Below are 15,666 nucleotides of genomic sequence, written 5' to 3'. Positions count from 1 at the left end.
GCGAAATAATGTCCGTCCTGTGACATTGAGAACATACGGAAAAATAAAGACATGACGAAGCTGATCGCGCTGCTGCTCATCCTTGCGATGGCAATACACGTGATCAAGCCGCTCGGCCTGCCTGGCCTGCGCAAGCGCGGGGATTTCTGGAAAATAGCGCTGTTCGCATTTGCGATCTGGGCGGTTGCGCTGCTCGGCCGAGACCTGTTCGTCTAGAAGATGACTTCGCCCCGCATCACCGGCACACAGGCGCCGGAGATGGTTACGTCGGTTACGGTGCCTGCCGTCTTGGTAACATTGATTGCTATGACGCTGCGCCGGCCCATCTCTACGCCCTGTTCGATGGTCAAGCACACAGTCATATCGGGCTCCGGTGCGAGCGACACGAGGTAGGCTCCGAGGGCCGCCGAGGCGCTTCCGGTTGCCGGATCTTCCGGCACGTTGTCGAGCGGCGCGAACATGCGTGCCCGGATGTTCCACGGTTCGTGCGGCGAACGGACGTAGACGAACAGCGAGAAGTCGTGATTGCCCTCCGCTGTCGGCCCGGCGGCTTCCTGGAAATGGAAAAGGTTCGGGCGGGCGAGGGCCAGCGCTTCGAGATCCGCCAGTTCGGCGACGACGAAGCTCAGCCCGACGGAGACAAGCACCGGGCGATGAACGCGAGTGCTGACAGCGGTCGGCTCTATGGACACGCACCGGGCGACGGCGTCTTCGGGGATTATGCGACCGGTGATCAGCGGCTTTGGCGCGCGTATGGCTGCGGATACTACCCGCCCATGGTCGCGCTTCAGTTCAACGGTGACGAGGCCTGCCTTCTCCTCGAAGCGCAAGCGATCGCCGACCGATCGCCCGAATACTTCTCCGAGTTCGCCGAGAACATAGGCGGTGCCGACGTTGGGATGGCCGGCGAATGGCACCTCCATGGTCGGCGTGAAAATACGGACGCGGGCGGTGTTGTCGGGGTTTTCGGGCGGCAGCACAAAGGTCACTTCGGAATAGCCGAACTCGGCGGCGATCTTCTGCATGTCGGCGGCGGTCAAGCTGCGAGCATCAGGCATCACAGCCAGGGGATTTCCCTCGAAACGCGTAGAGGTGAATACGTCGACGGTGATGAAGGAAACGGTGCCCATGGTGGCTCGCAAGTCGGTTTTTACCCCCCGATCAGTAGCTATTATCCTTAGATGGCAGAAGCGGAAATTTTGTCGCCGTCACAATGGAAAACCGGCCGCTTTCGCGACCGGGTTCTTTTAGTGCGACGGGGGATCGTTTCAGGCGGCCTTCTCGAGGTCTTTCTTCCAGCTTCCCTTCGCCGCAAGGCTGTTCATCTCGGCGCGGTGGCTAAAGGCGCGCTGACCGGCTGCAACATTCTCGGGTTTGCCACCCCAGGCTTTCAGGGCAGTATCCTGCAGTGCCCGGCCATATGAGAAGGTTACGGCCCAAGGCAGATCGTAGCCCGAGTTGATGGCGGAAAGGTGTGCTGTAGCTTCCTCGGTCGACTGGCCGCCGGAGAGGAACGCGATACCCGGGACCGCCGACGGAACGGTGCGCTTCAGCACCTGCACGGTGCGCTCGGCAACCTCGGCGACTGACGCTTTGCGGGCGTTCTTGCCATCGATGACCATGTTCGGCTTGAGGATCATGCCTTCGAGGCTGACGCGCGCGTCGGCCAGTTCCTCGAAAACGGTGCGGATCGTCCATTCGGTAACTTCAGCGCAGCGATCGATGTCATGATCGCCGGGTTTGCCATCCATCAGGCATTCCGGCTCGACGATGGGTACGATGCCGGCCTGCTGGCAGAGCGCGGCGTAACGCGCCAGGGCATGGGCATTGGACTTTATCGAACCCCAGGTGGGGAGGGAAGGGGAAATGGCGATCACGGCGCGCCACTTGGCGAAGCGAGCACCGGCTTCATAGTATTTTGCCAACCGGTCGGCGAGGCCGTCGAGACCCTCCGTTACGGTTTCACCGGGATAGCTGGCCATCGGCTTTGCGCCGGTATCGACCTTGATGCCGGGAATGCCGCCGGCGGAACGGATGATGTCAACAAACGGCGTACCGTCTGCGGCTTTCTGGTAAAGCGTCTCTTCATAGAGGATCACGCCGGAGATGTACTGCTGCATTGCATCTTCGGAACGGAAGAGCATCTCGCGATAGTCGCGACGGCTATTTTCGGTTGATTCCAAGCTGATGGTATCGAACCTTTTGCCGATCGTGGCGGTCGATTCATCAGCGGCCAGCAATCCCCGGCCACCCGTCACCATACGCAAGGCAATGTCTTCCAAACGTTCGCTCATATCGCTCTCTCCACATCAAGAAAAATCATCAACCAATGAATATAGGTCGGCGATATCAGAAGTTTATAGCAGGGAAAACGGCACTCGAAATGACTCAAACGATTGAATTTTTTTCAATCGTTTGAAAGTCTGGGCTTTTGCCTTTGCTTTGAACAAAAGACCGAAGACACTTGTGCGCTGCGGTCTATCTACATGTAAAATTTGTTAAATCGGCTTTTGCCGCTTACTTCGCTTTTACCAGAACTTCCACGCCCGGAAGCACCTTGCCTTCCATCCACTCCAGGAAAGCGCCGCCCGCTGTCGAGACATAGCTGAAGTCGTCGGCGACGCCTGCGTGGTTGAGCGCCGATACCGTGTCACCGCCGCCTGCGACGGAAATCAGCTTTCCAGCCCTGGTGCGTTCCGCGGCATATTTCGCAGCTGCCACGGTTGCCGTGTCGAAGGGTTCGATCTCGAAGGCACCGAGTGGGCCGTTCCAGACCAGTGTGTTGGCACGCTCGATCCATGCTTTGATGGCGTCAATCGATTTCGGACCGACATCGAGAACCATTGCGTCCGCGGGGATTGCGTCGATTGCCACGGTCTCGTTGGCAGCGCCAGCCTTGAATTCACGGGCGACCACGCCGTCCTCGGGAAGAATGATGGCGCAGCCGGCCGTTGCGGCCTCGATCATGATCTGGCGGGCAGTGTCGGCGAGATCGTGTTCGCAGAGCGACTTGCCGACGTTTGTGCCGCGCGCGGCGATAAAGGTGTTGGCCATGCCGCCACCGATCACCAGCGCATCGACCTTCTTCACGAGGTTCATCAGGAGATCGATCTTGCTGGAGACCTTGGCGCCGCCGACGATGGCAACGACGGGGCGGGTCGGATTGCCGAGACCCTGTTCGAGCGCTTCCAGCTCCGCCTGCATCGTGCGGCCAGCGTGTGCGGGCAATTGGCGTGCGAGACCTTCTGTCGACGCATGGGCACGGTGGGCCGCCGAGAAGGCGTCGTTGACGTATATATCACCATTGGCCGCCAGCGCCTTGACGAAATCAGGATCGTTCTTTTCCTCGCCCTTGTGGAAACGGGTGTTTTCGAGAAGCAGGATGTCGCCGTTCTTCATGCCGGCGACAGCCGCTGCCGCTGCGTCGCCGATGCTGTCTGTCGCCGTCAGCACAGCATGGTCGAGCACCTCCTCGACGGAGGGAGCGATGAGCGACAGCGACAGGTCCGGCGAAGGGCCGTCCTTGGGGCGGCCAAAATGAGCAAGCAGGATGACTTTGGCACCCTTCCCGGACAGCTCGAGGATCGTCGGGGCGACACGCTCGATCCGGGTGACGTCGGTGACTTTGCCGTCCTTTACCGGGACGTTGAGGTCGACGCGAACGAGAATGCGCTTTCCAGCAATATCGGTGAGATCGTCGAGGGTCTTGAAGGAAGGCATGGGAAAGTCCGTTCGTTATATTGCCCAAAAAGATGCGGGGACCATAGCAAGGATCATCACAGACGCAAGGCGTTCAGCGGGGGTTTCCATCGCCTTTGCCGGGTGCCCCAGCGGTCGTGGCTTCCCGGCTCTTGCGTCCGTTCAATCGGTCCCTGATGCGGTCCTTGATATCATGGAGATTGAGGAAGATGGGCAGCTTCGTTGCCGGCTCTACGGCTTCGAGCGACATGCCGACGGAGGTGATGTGGTCGTGGTCGTCGAGGTCGCGGACGATCAGAATGATCGAGCCCAATCTAACCCGATCCGCATACTCGGCCTTGCCGCCGAGCCGCTGTTTCATGAGGTCGGCGATCGTCAGGCCTTTCTCCGATTCATTGAGCAGGCCAGGACCATAGGCGGCGTCGAGATCGGCAGCGGGGCGGGCCGGAGAGATCGCAAAGGCGCCGAAGAAATCCGCATCGTCCTCTTCCACCGCTGCGCGACTGGCAAAAAGCTTGTCGAGAAGGCGTGAGTAGGACGGCACGACGAAAAGGTAGACGAGGTCGTTTTCCCTGAGCCGTCCCGCATATTGATAGCGCATCGACTTGCCGTCGCGGATGACGAGCGAAGGGGTCGCCCAGCGTGGGATGCGCTCGCCGCGCAGGACCGGGCTATCCTTGATGACGCGGTAGGAGAGGAGCTCGTGGTTGGCGGCACCCGGCAGGTCGACCTCGACCTTGTCGACGGCACCCATGCGGGGCGGAATGATCAGGCCGAGCTTCTTGGCAACGGGTTTGATGGTCCAGCCCTGCACCAGCAGCGAGACCAGCACGATGATGAATGCGGTGTTGAAGTAGACCTGCCCGTTTTCCAGGCCACCAAGGATCGGCATGATGGCAAGCAGGATGGAGACGGCGCCGCGCAGGCCGACCCAGGCGACGAAGCCGATCTCCTGCTGGGTATAGTCATAGGGCAGCAGCGACAGCCAGATCGCCAATGGGCGGGCGATGAAGATCAGGAACAGTGCAAGCAGCACGGCCGGTATGGCGATCGCCGGAAATTGCGACGGGGTGGCCAGAAGCCCTAGCACGAGGAACATGATGATCTGCGCGAGCCAGGTCATGCCGTCCTGGAAACGCTTGATGGAGGCGTAGCCCGGCAGCTTCCCATTGCCGGCGTAGATGCCGGCCACGTAGACGGCCAGGAAGCCGCTGCCGCCGACCGTGCCGGTCGCGGAAAAGACGAGGAGTGCCAGCGCCAGCACGAAGATCGGTGTCAGGCCGCGATCGGTATCGAGCTTGCCGACGATCAGCACGATCATCATGCCGCCCAACAGACCCAATATGACGCCAAGGCCCATCTGCTGCACAAACATCGCCAGCATGCTGACATTGATGCCGCCATAGCGTTCGCCGGATGCCAGAACCTCGACCAGCGCGATCGTCAGGAAGATCGCCATCGGGTCGTTGGTTCCGGATTCCACTTCCAGCGTGGAGCGCACCTTGTCGCGGATGTTGATGCCGCCGATGCGTAGCAGGAAGAACACCGCGGCGGCGTCGGTCGAGGCCACGATCGAACCGAGCAGCATGCCTTCGAGCCAAGTGAAGCGCAGCAGCCACATTGCGGCAACAGCAACAAGCGCGGCCGTCATCAGCACTCCGACGGATGCCAAGGTCAGCGCGGGTATCGCCGCATGCTTGAATGCCTGCACGGGCGTGCCGAAGCCGGAATCGAAGAGGATGATCGCAAGCGCGATGGAGCCGAGAATATAGGCGAGGTAGTTGTTGGTGAATTCAATCCCCAGGCCGTCGGTGCCCGCCAAGAGGCCGATAGCGAGGAAGAGCAGGAGAAGAGGGGCGCCGAAGCGGAAGGCAAGCAGGCTGGAGAAGGCCGCAAGAAGCACCAGCGCCGTCGACACAAGCACGACGATGTAGAATGCTTCCATATGCCGTTTCCCTCATCTGCCATTCAATACTGCAAGACGCCGGTGCCAAGCAGTCGCTTCGGAATTGCCTTCGTATTTCTCCGTTCCAATCCGATCCCGCCAGTTAACGGCAAAATCGAATCGAAGGGTAGGCCTTGCGGCCCAACCTTGCTGTTCTGCGGCGTCATGCTGCTGATTGGTATGCGGGTGACAAGTCGTTTGGACAGAGTCAAGATGGAGTGTAGGGGCAATTCGGGCGACAGGAGGGCAAAAAGCGACCTGCCGTACTTTTCTTGACCACTCATCTCGCGGTGGAAGAGCGGTGGCGCCCCTTTGCCTTGACCAGCTCGGACAAGGCGTGCCAACGCAGCGCCTTCAGCGTCCGTTGCAAGCAAAGTGCAGAGCCCCAGAGGCTCATGGTTCGATGTCGTCGTCCTCGTCGCTGATATCCGAAATCGGGATCAGGAAGACCACGAATTCGTCGTCCACGGTTCGCTCGGGATCGTCATCGAACTCGTATGCGTTCTCGACTTCGCTGGCCTCTTCCGCAGTTGCCCTGCGAAGGCCCAGCTTGCTGACGCCATCCCATACGGGTGCACCCTCCGACTGCAGGATCTTCAGGTCGTCCCGAAAATCCTCGGCCTCGAAGAAATGCTTGGCGTCGTCGGAATTCTCGGAGCGGAAGCACGCGACGGCGCGTGCACCGACCTCAATTGTAAAATAATCCATGGGCTCTCTTTCAAGTTCTGCATAGCGGCAAGGCGTTACCGTACGGCGATCGACTGTGCTGCGCCAGACAATATCGACGCCAATCCGGCGTCATCCTGCATCCTGTCAACGCGGACCCATTGCTCTCGCCGATTCCATCAGCGGCTGACCCTTTGCGACCTGCTTCGAGCTCCGACCGCCAACGAGACTGATGCTCAACACGCTGCCGATCATGGTCAGAACGATTGCCAGCATCAGTACTCTCATCACTGAGTCCGCCAGTTTGCTGTGCCTGACCGTCAAGTTGGTCCGTTTGGCAAGCTAACCAGTTTGATGCACCGCGGCAACCTGACCAGTCACGCGACCAAAACGAAAAGCGGCCCGGTTTCCCGAGCCGCTTTCGGAGGTCTTGTTGCAAGAACCTTAAATCGTCTTGGCGAAGGCGACGGCTGTGTCGGACATGCGGCTGGAGAAGCCCCATTCGTTGTCGTACCAGGTCAGGATGCGCACGAACTTGCCTTCCAGAACCTTGGTCTGGTCGAATGCGAAGATCGACGAATGGCTGTCATGGTTGAAGTCGCGGGAAACCAGCGGCTCATCGGTGTAGCCAAGGATGCCCTTGAGCTTGCCGTCGCCGGCAGCCTTGATGGCTTCGTTGATCTCGGCAACCGTGGTGTCGCGCTTGGCGACGAACTTGAAGTCGACGACAGAAACGTTCGGGGTCGGAACGCGGATCGAGGTGCCGTCGAGCTTGCCCTTGAGGTGCGGCAGGACTAGTCCAACGGCCTTGGCAGCACCGGTCGAGGTGGGGATCATCGACAAAGCCGCGGCGCGGGCGCGATAGAGATCCTTGTGCATCGTGTCGAGCGTCGGCTGGTCGCCGGTGTAGGAATGGATGGTGGTCATGAAGCCGTGGTCGATACCGACCGCGTCATCGAGAACCTTGACGACCGGCACGAGGCAGTTTGTCGTGCAGGATGCGTTGGAGATGACCAGATGTTCCTTGGTCAGCTTGTCGTCGTTGACGCCGAACACGACGGTCAGGTCAGCGCCATCGGCAGGAGCCGAGACGATGACGCGCTTGGCGCCGGCGGTCAGGTGGGCGGCGGCCTTGTCACGCGTGGTGAAAATGCCGGTGCATTCCATCGCGATGTCGACGCCGAGTTCCTTGTGCGGCAGCGTAGCCGGATCCTTGATCGCGGTGACCTTGATCGGCTTGCCGTTGCCGACAACGATCGTGTCGCCTTCGACCTTGACCGATGCCGGGAACTTGCCGTGGATCGAATCGTAGCGCAGCAGATGGGCGTTGGTTTCGACCGGGCCGAGGTCGTTGATGGCAACGACTTCGATGTCGGTGCGACCTGATTCGACGATAGCGCGGAGAACGTTGCGGCCGATACGGCCGAAACCGTTGATGGCAACCTTGACAGTCATATGCATTCACTCCCTAGGGATGGGGCTTGCTGATTGAGGTGGAGAGCGCTTGAGCGCTCCCTTAGAGTTTTGCTTCCACGGCAGCAACCACGGCGTCCGCGGTGATGCCGAAATGCTTGAAGACGTCCTTGGCCGGGCCGGAAGCGCCGAAGCCCTTCATCCCGATAAAGGTGCCTTCCGGTCCGATGAACGCGTCCCAGCCCTCGCGAACCGCAGCTTCAACGGCGATCTTGACCGGCGAGTTGCCCAGAATTTCCTTGCGGTAGGCGTCCGGCTGGTCAAAGAAAAGTTCGGTGCAGGGAACCGAAACCACACGGACGGTGACGCCCTTGGCTTCCAGCGTGGCGCGCGCCGCGACGGCGAGTTCGACTTCGGAGCCCGAGGCAAAGATCGTCACCTTTGCATCGGCATTGCCGGCGAGCGTGTAGGCACCCAGTTCGCAAAGGTTGTTTTCGCTGTATTCGGTGCGGACCGTCGTCAGGTTCTGGCGGGTCAGGGCGAGAGCCGACGGGTGGTTCTGAGACTTGATGGCGATCTGCCAGCATTCGGCCGTTTCCGTGGCGTCCGCCGGTCGGAAGACCCGCAGGTTCGGAACGGCACGCAGGCCTGCGATCTGCTCGACGGGCTGATGGGTCGGGCCATCTTCCCCGACGCCGATCGAGTCATGCGTCAGGACGTGGATGACGCGGATGCCCATCAACGAAGCGAGGCGGATCGGCGGGCGGCAATAATCCGAGAAGATCATGAAGCCACCACCGTAGGGAATGAGGCCGCCATGCAGCGAGATGCCGTTCATGGCGGATGCCATGCCGTGCTCGCGGATACCCCAGTGCATGTATCGGCCGGAGAAGTCGGTCGGGGTGATCGACACCATCTGGCTGGTCTTGGTGTTGTTCGACGGCGTCAGGTCGGCGGAGCCGCCGAGCGTTTCCGGCAGGAGGCCGTTGATGACCTCGAGCGCGTCTTCGGAGGCCTTGCGCGTCGCAATCGTCGGCTTGGTTTCGGCAAGCTTCTTCTTGTAGGCGCTGATGGCAGCATCGAAGCCTTCGGGCAGCTCGCCGGCAAAACGGCGGGTGAATTCGGCCTTGGCCGGAGCCTTGGCCAGGCCGTCTTCCCATGCCTTGGCCAACGCGACCGAGCGGGTCCCGGCAGCGCGCCATGCGTCGAGAACGTCTGCCGGGACGACGAAGGGTTCGTATTCCCAGTCGAGCGCCTTGCGGGTGGCAGCGATTTCTTCGGCGCCGAGCGGGTTGCCGTGGACCTTGTGCGTGCCCTGCTTGTTCGGTGCGCCGAAGCCGATGATCGTCTTGCAGGCGATGAAGGTCGGGCGGTCGGACTTGTGAGCGGCTTCGATTGCAGCCGAGATGGCGGCCTGGTCGTGGCCGTCGACTTCGATCGTGTTCCAGTGAACAGCCTTGAAGCGCATGATCTGGTCGGTCGAGTCGGACAGCGATACCGCGCCGTCGATGGTGATAGAGTTGTTGTCCCAGAAGAGAACGAGCTTGTTCAGCTTCAGGTGGCCGGCGAGCGCGATCGCCTCGTGACTGATGCCTTCCATCAGGCAGCCGTCGCCGCAGATGGCATAGGTGTAGTGATCCTGCAGCTCAGCGCCAAATTCCTCGCGCAGCTTGCGCTCGGCAATCGCCATGCCGACGGAATTGGCAATGCCCTGGCCGAGCGGACCGGTGGTCGTTTCAATGCCGGTGGCGTGGCCGTATTCCGGGTGGCCGGCTGTCTTCGAGCCAAGCTGGCGGAACTGCTTCAGGTCTTCGACCGTCATATCAGGGTAGCCGGTTAGATACAGCAGCGAATAGAGCAGCATCGAGCCATGGCCTGCCGAGAGCACGAAGCGGTCGCGGTTCGGCCAATGTGGCTTCTTGGGATCGAAGCGAAGATATTTTGTGAACAGGACCGTCGCCACATCGGCCATGCCCATTGGCATGCCAGGGTGGCCGGAATTCGCCTTTTCGACGGCATCCATGGCGAGGAAACGGATCGCATTTGCCATCCGGTCGTGTTGTTCAGGAGAGGTCATGGCTGTTCCGCGGGTTCCGAGTGTCGGGGAATGGCCTCAGCCTGTGGAGACCATCAATGAGAGCGGGTGACACATAGCAGTTGGAACGGCCAAGTCAATAAATTGCGGGGCGTTTGCGGGGTGGGTGCGACGATTTTAGACATTTGACCACTCATTTTTACAAAAGTTGAAACTGGCATGGTGACCCCGGCGGTTTCCGTCATCCACAGGATAGGTCGGTTGTGGCCAGGGTGTCTTTATTGACGCGCCATTGGCGAGGTGCGTATCCTTTTTCACATATTGAATCGGTTTCTGCAGCCGATTCGCGGGTCTTGCGCGGGGAACCGGAGAGACATGACACCCACAGTCAAAACCATGGAAACGGCACTCAGCGAGCTGCGGCAGGCGATTTCGGGTCTCGAAAACGCTGTCGACATGCGCATTGAGCGACAGCGAGACCACGGCGAGATCGAAGGTGAAGTGCGCCGGGTGCATGCCGACCGATCGAAGCTTGCCCAGGAGCTCGATCAGGCGGAGTTCCGTGCGAACCGTCTGGAAGAGGTCAACCGCGAAGTGTCGCGGCGACTGGTGACGGCGATGGAGACGATCCGAGCGGTTCTCGACCGCTAGTGAAGGGCAGGTTAAATGGCGCAGGTAACGGTAACGATCGACGGAAAGGCCTATCGTATGGCCTGCGAGGAGGGGCAGGAGGATCACCTCACCGACCTTGCCACCCGCTTTGATCGGTATGTCGGTCATCTCAAGGATCAATTTGGCGAAATCGGCGATCTCAGGATCACGGTCATGGCCGGAATCATGATCATGGACGAGATTTCGGAACTGAGCCGTCGCGTTTCCGGCCTCGAATCGGAGCTCGAAACATTGCGCGGCAATCGCGACACGGTACTTGCCGCAACGGCGCGCACGGAGGAGAGCCTCGCGGCGGCGATCATCGAAGTGAGCGGCCAGATCCGTGGCATAACGGACAAGCTGAACGGCCGATCCCCCGCCGAACTCAATTAAGTCGGGAGGGTGGTCAAGACCCTCTGGCGCGCAGGCGCGATCGGCCTTATATAACTCATGCGATCTGCGCCTCTCGACAGGAACCACAATCCCTGGGGCCATACTCGATCCAAAGGGAGCTGTCCCTGACCAGGCTCGTGGGCCTGGACATATGGCGCCCACCTACGTTTGTAGGCACCCAGGATCGTAAACATCCACCGGTTGCCGCGGATCGCACTTCCTCTCCTTGCCCAGTATTTGAACGCATCCGCGTGGGCCTCCGTCATTAGTGCTGGACGTATGCGTCTGACGCAATATGTGCACAGGCCACTCATTTTCCCGGAAGTTTGTGAGATGCCGACGGAAAACGGCACGACCGGTCAATTAAAACGGTTAAATATCTCTTAAATTCCCGATCGCCTGCGCCCGCCTTGCGCGGCGGAGCGTTTCTCTGGAGTAGAGGTAGCCGGTGTTAGGCGTGATTCACAATCGAGGTGATCGATTTGTGGGTTAATAATTGAGCAAGCAAGCGCTAGTTATGCGCTGGATGCAATGGTGAGTTGATGCTTTAGCGCTGTTCGTTTGATTGGTCCGGCCTTATATTCCGGTCATCAGATAGACAACGGCGCCAAGGACTGGCAGCCGCAACCTGACAAGCCCTAGGAAAGGGGATCATCATGAACGTAGCACGCTCCTTCAATAACTGGCGCAAGTACCGTCAGACGATCACTGAACTCGGCCGCATGTCCAACCGCGATCTGCACGACCTCGGCATCGACCGCTCGGACATCCATCGCGTTGCACGCGACGCGGTCGGCCGCTAAGAATTCGTATCGCCGCTCGTTTTGAGTAGGCCATCGTCCAAAACGCCCGTTGCCTTGCAGCGGGCGTTTCTGTTTGTGCTTCCAGGGTTGGCCGTGGGCTTGGCACGCGGGTCGTCGGCGGGCTGTGACCGACGGCTATCGCGCTCGCCGCCAATTCGCTTGTCGCAGGTGGCATTTCGGCTTGCGCTCTACGCCCGATGGCCAACGTCACGCAGACTTCTCTTGCTTGCTGCAGGGCGAGTGCTAGTTTCCGCAATCATATCGATTAGATTTCAGGAGATTTGAGATGCAGCTTGGCATGGTGGGTTTGGGCCGGATGGGCAATTATATGGTCCAGCGCTTGATGCGTGATGGCCATGAGTGCATCGTCTACGATGCGAAAACGGAAAACGTTGCCGATCTGGTCGGCAAGGGGGCTGTCGGCAGTGCGTCTCTCGAAGAGTTCGTCTCGAAGCTTTCGCGCCCCCGGGCCGTCTGGTTGATGCTGCCCGCCGCCATCACGGACAAGGTCATCGCACAGCTGCTGCCACTGCTTCACGACGACGATATCATCATCGATGGCGGCAACTCTTACTACCACGACGATATTCGCCGTGGCGCCGAGCTGATCACCAAGGGCATCCACTATGTCGACGTCGGCACCAGCGGTGGTGTCTTCGGCCTCGAGCGCGGCTACTGCCTGATGATCGGTGGTGAAAAGGGCATCGTACAGTCGCTTTCCCCGATCTTCGCGTCGCTCGCGCCTGGCCAGGGTTCCGTTTCACCCTCCGAAAATCGAACTGTCGTCCCGGGCAGCACAGCCGAGCAGGGATATCTTCATTGCGGCCCGCACGGAGCGGGCCACTTCGTCAAGATGGTGCACAATGGCATCGAATACGGTTTGATGGCGGCCTATGCCGAAGGGCTCAACATCCTGAAGCGTGCCAATATCGGTTCGGATACGCATGAGGTGGATGCCGAGACGGCGCCGCTCGCCCACCCCGAATACTACCGGTATGACCTCAATCTGCAGGACGTCGCCGAGGTGTGGCGCCGTGGCAGCGTCATTACCTCGTGGCTGCTCGACCTGACGTCCGATGCCCTGCATGCAGACCCGGCGCTTGGGAAATATGCCGGCCGTGTTTCCGACTCCGGCGAAGGACGCTGGACGATCATGGCGGCGATCGATGAAAGTGTACCGACACCGGTCTTGAGTGCCGCGCTTTACGGCCGTTTTTCCTCGCGCGACAACGACGAGTTCGCGAACAAGGTGCTGTCCGCCATGCGGGCCGGCTTCGGCGGCCATGTCGAGAAAGCCAAAGAATAACCTGTTCTCCATAAACGGATTTTCCGGCCCGTGCGGCGCAACCGCGCGGGCTTTTCTTTCGCGCGCCGCGATATAAGGTGAGCCACGGATATCGGAGGCTCGGTGAATGGATCTGGGAATTGGCGCGCGCGGGTTGCTGCGACTGGTGATGCTGACGATCGTCATTTTAGCCGCGGCGAGCGCCGGAGCGCAGACACCAGTTGCGGTGGCGCCTCAGCCGACTGGGGCGCCACCGGCGGAGGTGCGACAGATGATGCAGCTCATGGAGACGCCACAGGTCAAGCAGTGGATGGCGACGCAAATGCAAGCCGCGCCGCCCGCCGATGCGATGTCCGACGACCAGATGTCGGTACTGTCCGAGTTGCTTGGGCATGCCCGCAAGCATTTCGACATGGTGTCCGCTGCCGCGATGGAGTTGCCCGCCGAGGTGGAAACGGCCTCGGTGATCGTCGAGAGGGAGGTCAAGCCGAGCGGCTGGGTGCTGATCACGATCGAAGTCGTGGCGCTGTTCGTGGCCGGTCCGCTGGCGGAGATCCTGTTCAGATTGATGGTCCCCAAGCCCCGCATCCGGCGAGCGGACGGCGAGGTTGTCACGGTCGCACACCATGCTGCTGCAAACCTCGTCTACCGGATCGTGCCGGCGCTGGTCTTCGGTGTTGCGACACTCGTGCCGCTGGTTGTCTTCAAATGGCCGCCAATCACCCAATCAATGGCAATAGCGATCGCCATTGCGCTGCTCGTGGCACGGCTCACCATCTCGTTCGGCCGATTGCTGGTGGTGCTGGTCACCCTTCCGAACGCAGATGGTGAACGGGAGGTATCGCGGGCCACGGCGCTGTTCTGGTTCCGTCGCTGCGCCATTTTCGCGATCTATTTCGCGTTCGGCTGGGTGATCATCCAGCTCATGCTGCCGCTCGGTTTTTCCAGCGGATCGCGCTATCTGCTGGCCTATACGCTTGGCATCGGGCTGTTCGCGATTGCCACGGAGACGGTCTGGTCGCGTCCCACCGAAGGCGGGCACAGAAGCGGCACGGTGTCATGGCTGTTGACCATCTATTTCGTCGTCCTTTGGCTGCTGTGGGTGGCGGGGTTGAACCTTACGCTGTGGATCGGCATCTACCTGTTGCTTCTGCCGCGCGCGTTGCGTGTTGCGACGCTTTCGGTGCGTGCTCTCCATCAGGCGGAGGCAGGTTTCCTGGCAAGGCGCCGGATCGCGGCGGTGCTACTTGATCGCGGCGTGCGCGCGGTCATCATCGCCGCAGCGGCTGTCTGGCTTGGGCGCATACTCGGCTTTGCAGCGGACCGAATGGCCGCGGGCGAGACGATGGTCGACCGCATCACGCGCGGCTCGATCGGCGGCATCGTTATCCTGCTTGCTGCCGATCTCCTCTGGCATCTGCTGCGTGCCTACATCAATGGCAGGCTTGAAGACTCACCGCTGGATGGCGCCAGCAGCGACGAGGATAGGGCAGGACGTGCGCGCCTCCAGACGCTCTTGCCGATCTTTCGCAATATCCTCGCCGTGGTCATCGCTGTTATCGCGGTTCTGATGGTACTTTCCGGGCTTGGCGTGGAAATTGCGCCGTTGATCGCCGGCGCCGGTGTCGTGGGCGTTGCCGTCGGCTTCGGCGCGCAGACAATCGTCAAGGATGTGATCAGCGGCATGTTCTATCTATGGGACGACGCTTTCCGGGTCGGCGAATATATCGAGAGCGGAAGCCACAAAGGCGTGGTGGAAGCCTTCAGCTTGCGGTCGGTGCGGTTGCGGCATCATCGCGGACCACTCACGACGGTGCCGTTTGGCGAACTTGGCGCGGTCAAGAACCTCCAACGCGACTGGACGATCGACAAGATATCGCTGAACGTCACCTATGATACGGATCTGGTAAAGGCGAAAAAAGTCATCAAGCAGATCGGCCAGCAGTTACTGGATACCCCCGAATATGCCCCGCATATCATCGAGACCCTTAAAATGAAGGGCGTGGAGCAATTCGGCGAGTTTGCGATCGAGATACGACTGTCGATGACGACCAAGCCCGGCGAGCAATTCGTCATCCGCCGCAACGCGCTCGCCATGATCAGAAACGCTTTCAAGGAGAACGGCATCGAGTTCGCGGTGCCTACGGTGCAGGTCTCGAGCGAGGGGCGCGATGCGGAAGCGCGTGCGGCTGCCGCCCGGTTTGCGATGCAGCAGAAACCGGAGCCCGGTACGGCCGCGTAAGCCACGTTTTGATTTGATCGGCCGCTCTTGCACCTACATTGTGCTGGCGGCCGCGATCAGAAGGCCGCCGATGACAGCAAGGTTCAGTTGCCATCCGTTGACCGCGTGATCGCGTGCGATGCCTTCCATGTTCCAGAAGTCGAGCAGCATGATCGACGCCACTGCCGTGAATGCCGCCAGGCCAAGCGCCGCGGGTGCAACGAACAGGCCACCGATCAGAAGCGTGCCCGCAATCAGCTGAAATGTCGTCCCGGCGAACAGCACCCATTTCGCCAACGGAATTCCGCGTGCCTCGATCGCGTTGGTCAATGGAACGACCAGGAAGAAGTGGTGTATGCCTCCCACGACGAAAAGACCGCCGAGCAGAAGGCGGCCGAGGATAAGTGCGATGATCGCTGCCGTTTCATGCATGTGCGTCCTCCCGTTCCGGATCAGACGGGAAGGTCTTTCATACGTTACGAAAATGCAATGCGCTGATCTGCCGTCTGCGCCAAAATTGCCCCAATTGAAGATGAAGAGGCACGTCGGCATGGC

The 15,666-nt window shown here is 60.3% G+C and carries 15 protein-coding genes and 1 other RNA gene; 7 read left to right on the top strand and 9 right to left on the bottom strand.

What is annotated here, in order from left to right:
- The first annotated feature begins 51 nt into the window (after window positions 1-51).
- Window positions 52-216 (top strand): hypothetical protein, encoded by a 165-nt coding sequence (locus ASC90_RS29480; protein ID WP_200950934.1) that lies wholly within the window; start codon window positions 52-54, stop codon window positions 214-216.
- Here the strand turns inward: ASC90_RS29480 and ASC90_RS21795 are convergent.
- The 8 genes from ASC90_RS21795 to tkt form a co-directional block, all read right to left on the bottom strand.
- Window positions 213-1,130 (bottom strand): PhzF family phenazine biosynthesis protein, encoded by a 918-nt coding sequence (locus ASC90_RS21795; protein WP_056545204.1) that lies wholly within the window; start codon window positions 1,128-1,130, stop codon window positions 213-215. The genes ASC90_RS29480 and ASC90_RS21795 overlap by 4 nt on opposite strands.
- Before the next feature lie 138 nt (window positions 1,131-1,268).
- Window positions 1,269-2,294 (bottom strand): class I fructose-bisphosphate aldolase, encoded by a 1,026-nt coding sequence (locus ASC90_RS21790; RefSeq protein WP_056545202.1) that lies wholly within the window; start codon window positions 2,292-2,294, stop codon window positions 1,269-1,271.
- Window positions 2,295-2,517: 223 nt separating this feature from the next.
- A complete protein-coding gene (locus tag ASC90_RS21785) occupies window positions 2,518-3,720 on the bottom strand; it encodes a phosphoglycerate kinase (RefSeq protein WP_056545201.1) in 1,203 nt (400 codons plus the stop codon).
- Between the two features lie 73 nt (window positions 3,721-3,793).
- A complete protein-coding gene (locus ASC90_RS21780) occupies window positions 3,794-5,644 on the bottom strand; it encodes a potassium/proton antiporter (RefSeq protein WP_056545199.1) in 1,851 nt (616 codons plus the stop codon).
- Window positions 5,645-6,037: 393 nt separating this feature from the next.
- Window positions 6,038-6,352 (bottom strand): hypothetical protein, encoded by a 315-nt coding sequence (locus ASC90_RS21770; RefSeq protein WP_056545194.1) that lies wholly within the window; start codon window positions 6,350-6,352, stop codon window positions 6,038-6,040.
- Window positions 6,353-6,457: 105 nt separating this feature from the next.
- The gene (locus ASC90_RS28985) at window positions 6,458-6,598 is read right to left on the bottom strand and encodes a hypothetical protein (protein ID WP_156393084.1); all 141 of its coding nucleotides are present in this window, start codon (window positions 6,596-6,598) and stop codon (window positions 6,458-6,460) included.
- A 156-nt stretch (window positions 6,599-6,754) separates the two neighbouring features.
- The gene (gene gap / locus ASC90_RS21765; protein ID WP_056545192.1) at window positions 6,755-7,765 is read right to left on the bottom strand and encodes a type I glyceraldehyde-3-phosphate dehydrogenase; all 1,011 of its coding nucleotides are present in this window, start codon (window positions 7,763-7,765) and stop codon (window positions 6,755-6,757) included.
- 61 nt (window positions 7,766-7,826) lie between these two features.
- A complete protein-coding gene (tkt, locus tag ASC90_RS21760; protein ID WP_056545191.1) occupies window positions 7,827-9,800 on the bottom strand; it encodes a transketolase in 1,974 nt (657 codons plus the stop codon).
- Between the two features lie 333 nt (window positions 9,801-10,133).
- Here tkt and ASC90_RS21755 point away from each other — a divergent pair, with 333 nt between their 5' ends.
- The 6 genes from ASC90_RS21755 (at window position 10,134) to ASC90_RS21740 (ending at window position 15,132) form a co-directional block, all read left to right on the top strand.
- Window positions 10,134-10,409 carry a DUF4164 domain-containing protein gene (locus tag ASC90_RS21755; RefSeq protein WP_056545189.1) on the top strand — a complete coding sequence of 92 codons (276 nt, stop codon included), beginning with the start codon at window positions 10,134-10,136 and terminating at the stop codon, window positions 10,407-10,409.
- 15 nt (window positions 10,410-10,424) lie between these two features.
- Window positions 10,425-10,802 carry a cell division protein ZapA gene (locus ASC90_RS21750; protein WP_056545187.1) on the top strand — a complete coding sequence of 126 codons (378 nt, stop codon included), beginning with the start codon at window positions 10,425-10,427 and terminating at the stop codon, window positions 10,800-10,802.
- Window positions 10,803-10,860: 58 nt separating this feature from the next.
- Window positions 10,861-11,019, top strand: a non-coding RNA gene (gene ssrS, locus ASC90_RS28480) — 6S RNA.
- A 439-nt stretch (window positions 11,020-11,458) separates the two neighbouring features.
- Entirely contained in the window at window positions 11,459-11,605 is a 147-nt protein-coding gene (locus ASC90_RS28475) for a DUF1127 domain-containing protein (RefSeq protein ID WP_082520015.1), read from the top strand.
- Between the two features lie 286 nt (window positions 11,606-11,891).
- Window positions 11,892-12,911 (top strand): phosphogluconate dehydrogenase (NAD(+)-dependent, decarboxylating), encoded by a 1,020-nt coding sequence (gene gnd, locus ASC90_RS21745; protein WP_056545185.1) that lies wholly within the window; start codon window positions 11,892-11,894, stop codon window positions 12,909-12,911.
- A 106-nt stretch (window positions 12,912-13,017) separates the two neighbouring features.
- Window positions 13,018-15,132, top strand: a complete 2,115-nt coding sequence (locus tag ASC90_RS21740; protein ID WP_056545184.1) for a mechanosensitive ion channel family protein — start codon at window positions 13,018-13,020, stop codon at window positions 15,130-15,132.
- A gap of 33 nt (window positions 15,133-15,165) precedes the next feature.
- Here the strand turns inward: ASC90_RS21740 and ASC90_RS21735 are convergent, their stop codons facing one another.
- Window positions 15,166-15,543 (bottom strand): DoxX family protein, encoded by a 378-nt coding sequence (locus ASC90_RS21735; RefSeq protein ID WP_056545182.1) that lies wholly within the window; start codon window positions 15,541-15,543, stop codon window positions 15,166-15,168.
- Window positions 15,544-15,666: the final 123 nt, after the last annotated feature.

Source organism: Rhizobium sp. Root1220 (assembly GCF_001426265.1).
GTDB lineage: Bacteria > Pseudomonadota > Alphaproteobacteria > Rhizobiales > Rhizobiaceae > Rhizobium.
This window is presented reverse-complemented; position numbering and strand designations above follow the sequence as displayed.

Excerpts from the sequence above, each read along its gene's own strand:
- ASC90_RS29480 (WP_200950934.1), top strand. The coding sequence starts at position 52 with ATGACGAAGCTGATCGCGCTGCTGCTCATCCTTGCGATGGCAATACAC.
- ASC90_RS21795 (WP_056545204.1), bottom strand. The coding sequence starts at position 1,130 with ATGGGCACCGTTTCCTTCATCACCGTCGACGTATTCACCTCTACGCGT.
- ASC90_RS21790 (WP_056545202.1), bottom strand. The coding sequence starts at position 2,294 with ATGAGCGAACGTTTGGAAGACATTGCCTTGCGTATGGTGACGGGTGGC.
- ASC90_RS21785 (WP_056545201.1), bottom strand. The coding sequence starts at position 3,720 with ATGCCTTCCTTCAAGACCCTCGACGATCTCACCGATATTGCTGGAAAG.
- ASC90_RS21780 (WP_056545199.1), bottom strand. The coding sequence starts at position 5,644 with ATGGAAGCATTCTACATCGTCGTGCTTGTGTCGACGGCGCTGGTGCTT.
- ASC90_RS21770 (WP_056545194.1), bottom strand. The coding sequence starts at position 6,352 with ATGGATTATTTTACAATTGAGGTCGGTGCACGCGCCGTCGCGTGCTTC.
- ASC90_RS28985 (WP_156393084.1), bottom strand. The coding sequence starts at position 6,598 with ATGAGAGTACTGATGCTGGCAATCGTTCTGACCATGATCGGCAGCGTG.
- gap (WP_056545192.1), bottom strand. The coding sequence starts at position 7,765 with ATGACTGTCAAGGTTGCCATCAACGGTTTCGGCCGTATCGGCCGCAAC.
- tkt (WP_056545191.1), bottom strand. The coding sequence starts at position 9,800 with ATGACCTCTCCTGAACAACACGACCGGATGGCAAATGCGATCCGTTTC.
- ASC90_RS21755 (WP_056545189.1), top strand. The coding sequence starts at position 10,134 with ATGACACCCACAGTCAAAACCATGGAAACGGCACTCAGCGAGCTGCGG.
- ASC90_RS21750 (WP_056545187.1), top strand. The coding sequence starts at position 10,425 with ATGGCGCAGGTAACGGTAACGATCGACGGAAAGGCCTATCGTATGGCC.
- ASC90_RS28475 (WP_082520015.1), top strand. The coding sequence starts at position 11,459 with ATGAACGTAGCACGCTCCTTCAATAACTGGCGCAAGTACCGTCAGACG.
- gnd (WP_056545185.1), top strand. The coding sequence starts at position 11,892 with ATGCAGCTTGGCATGGTGGGTTTGGGCCGGATGGGCAATTATATGGTC.
- ASC90_RS21740 (WP_056545184.1), top strand. The coding sequence starts at position 13,018 with ATGGATCTGGGAATTGGCGCGCGCGGGTTGCTGCGACTGGTGATGCTG.
- ASC90_RS21735 (WP_056545182.1), bottom strand. The coding sequence starts at position 15,543 with ATGCATGAAACGGCAGCGATCATCGCACTTATCCTCGGCCGCCTTCTG.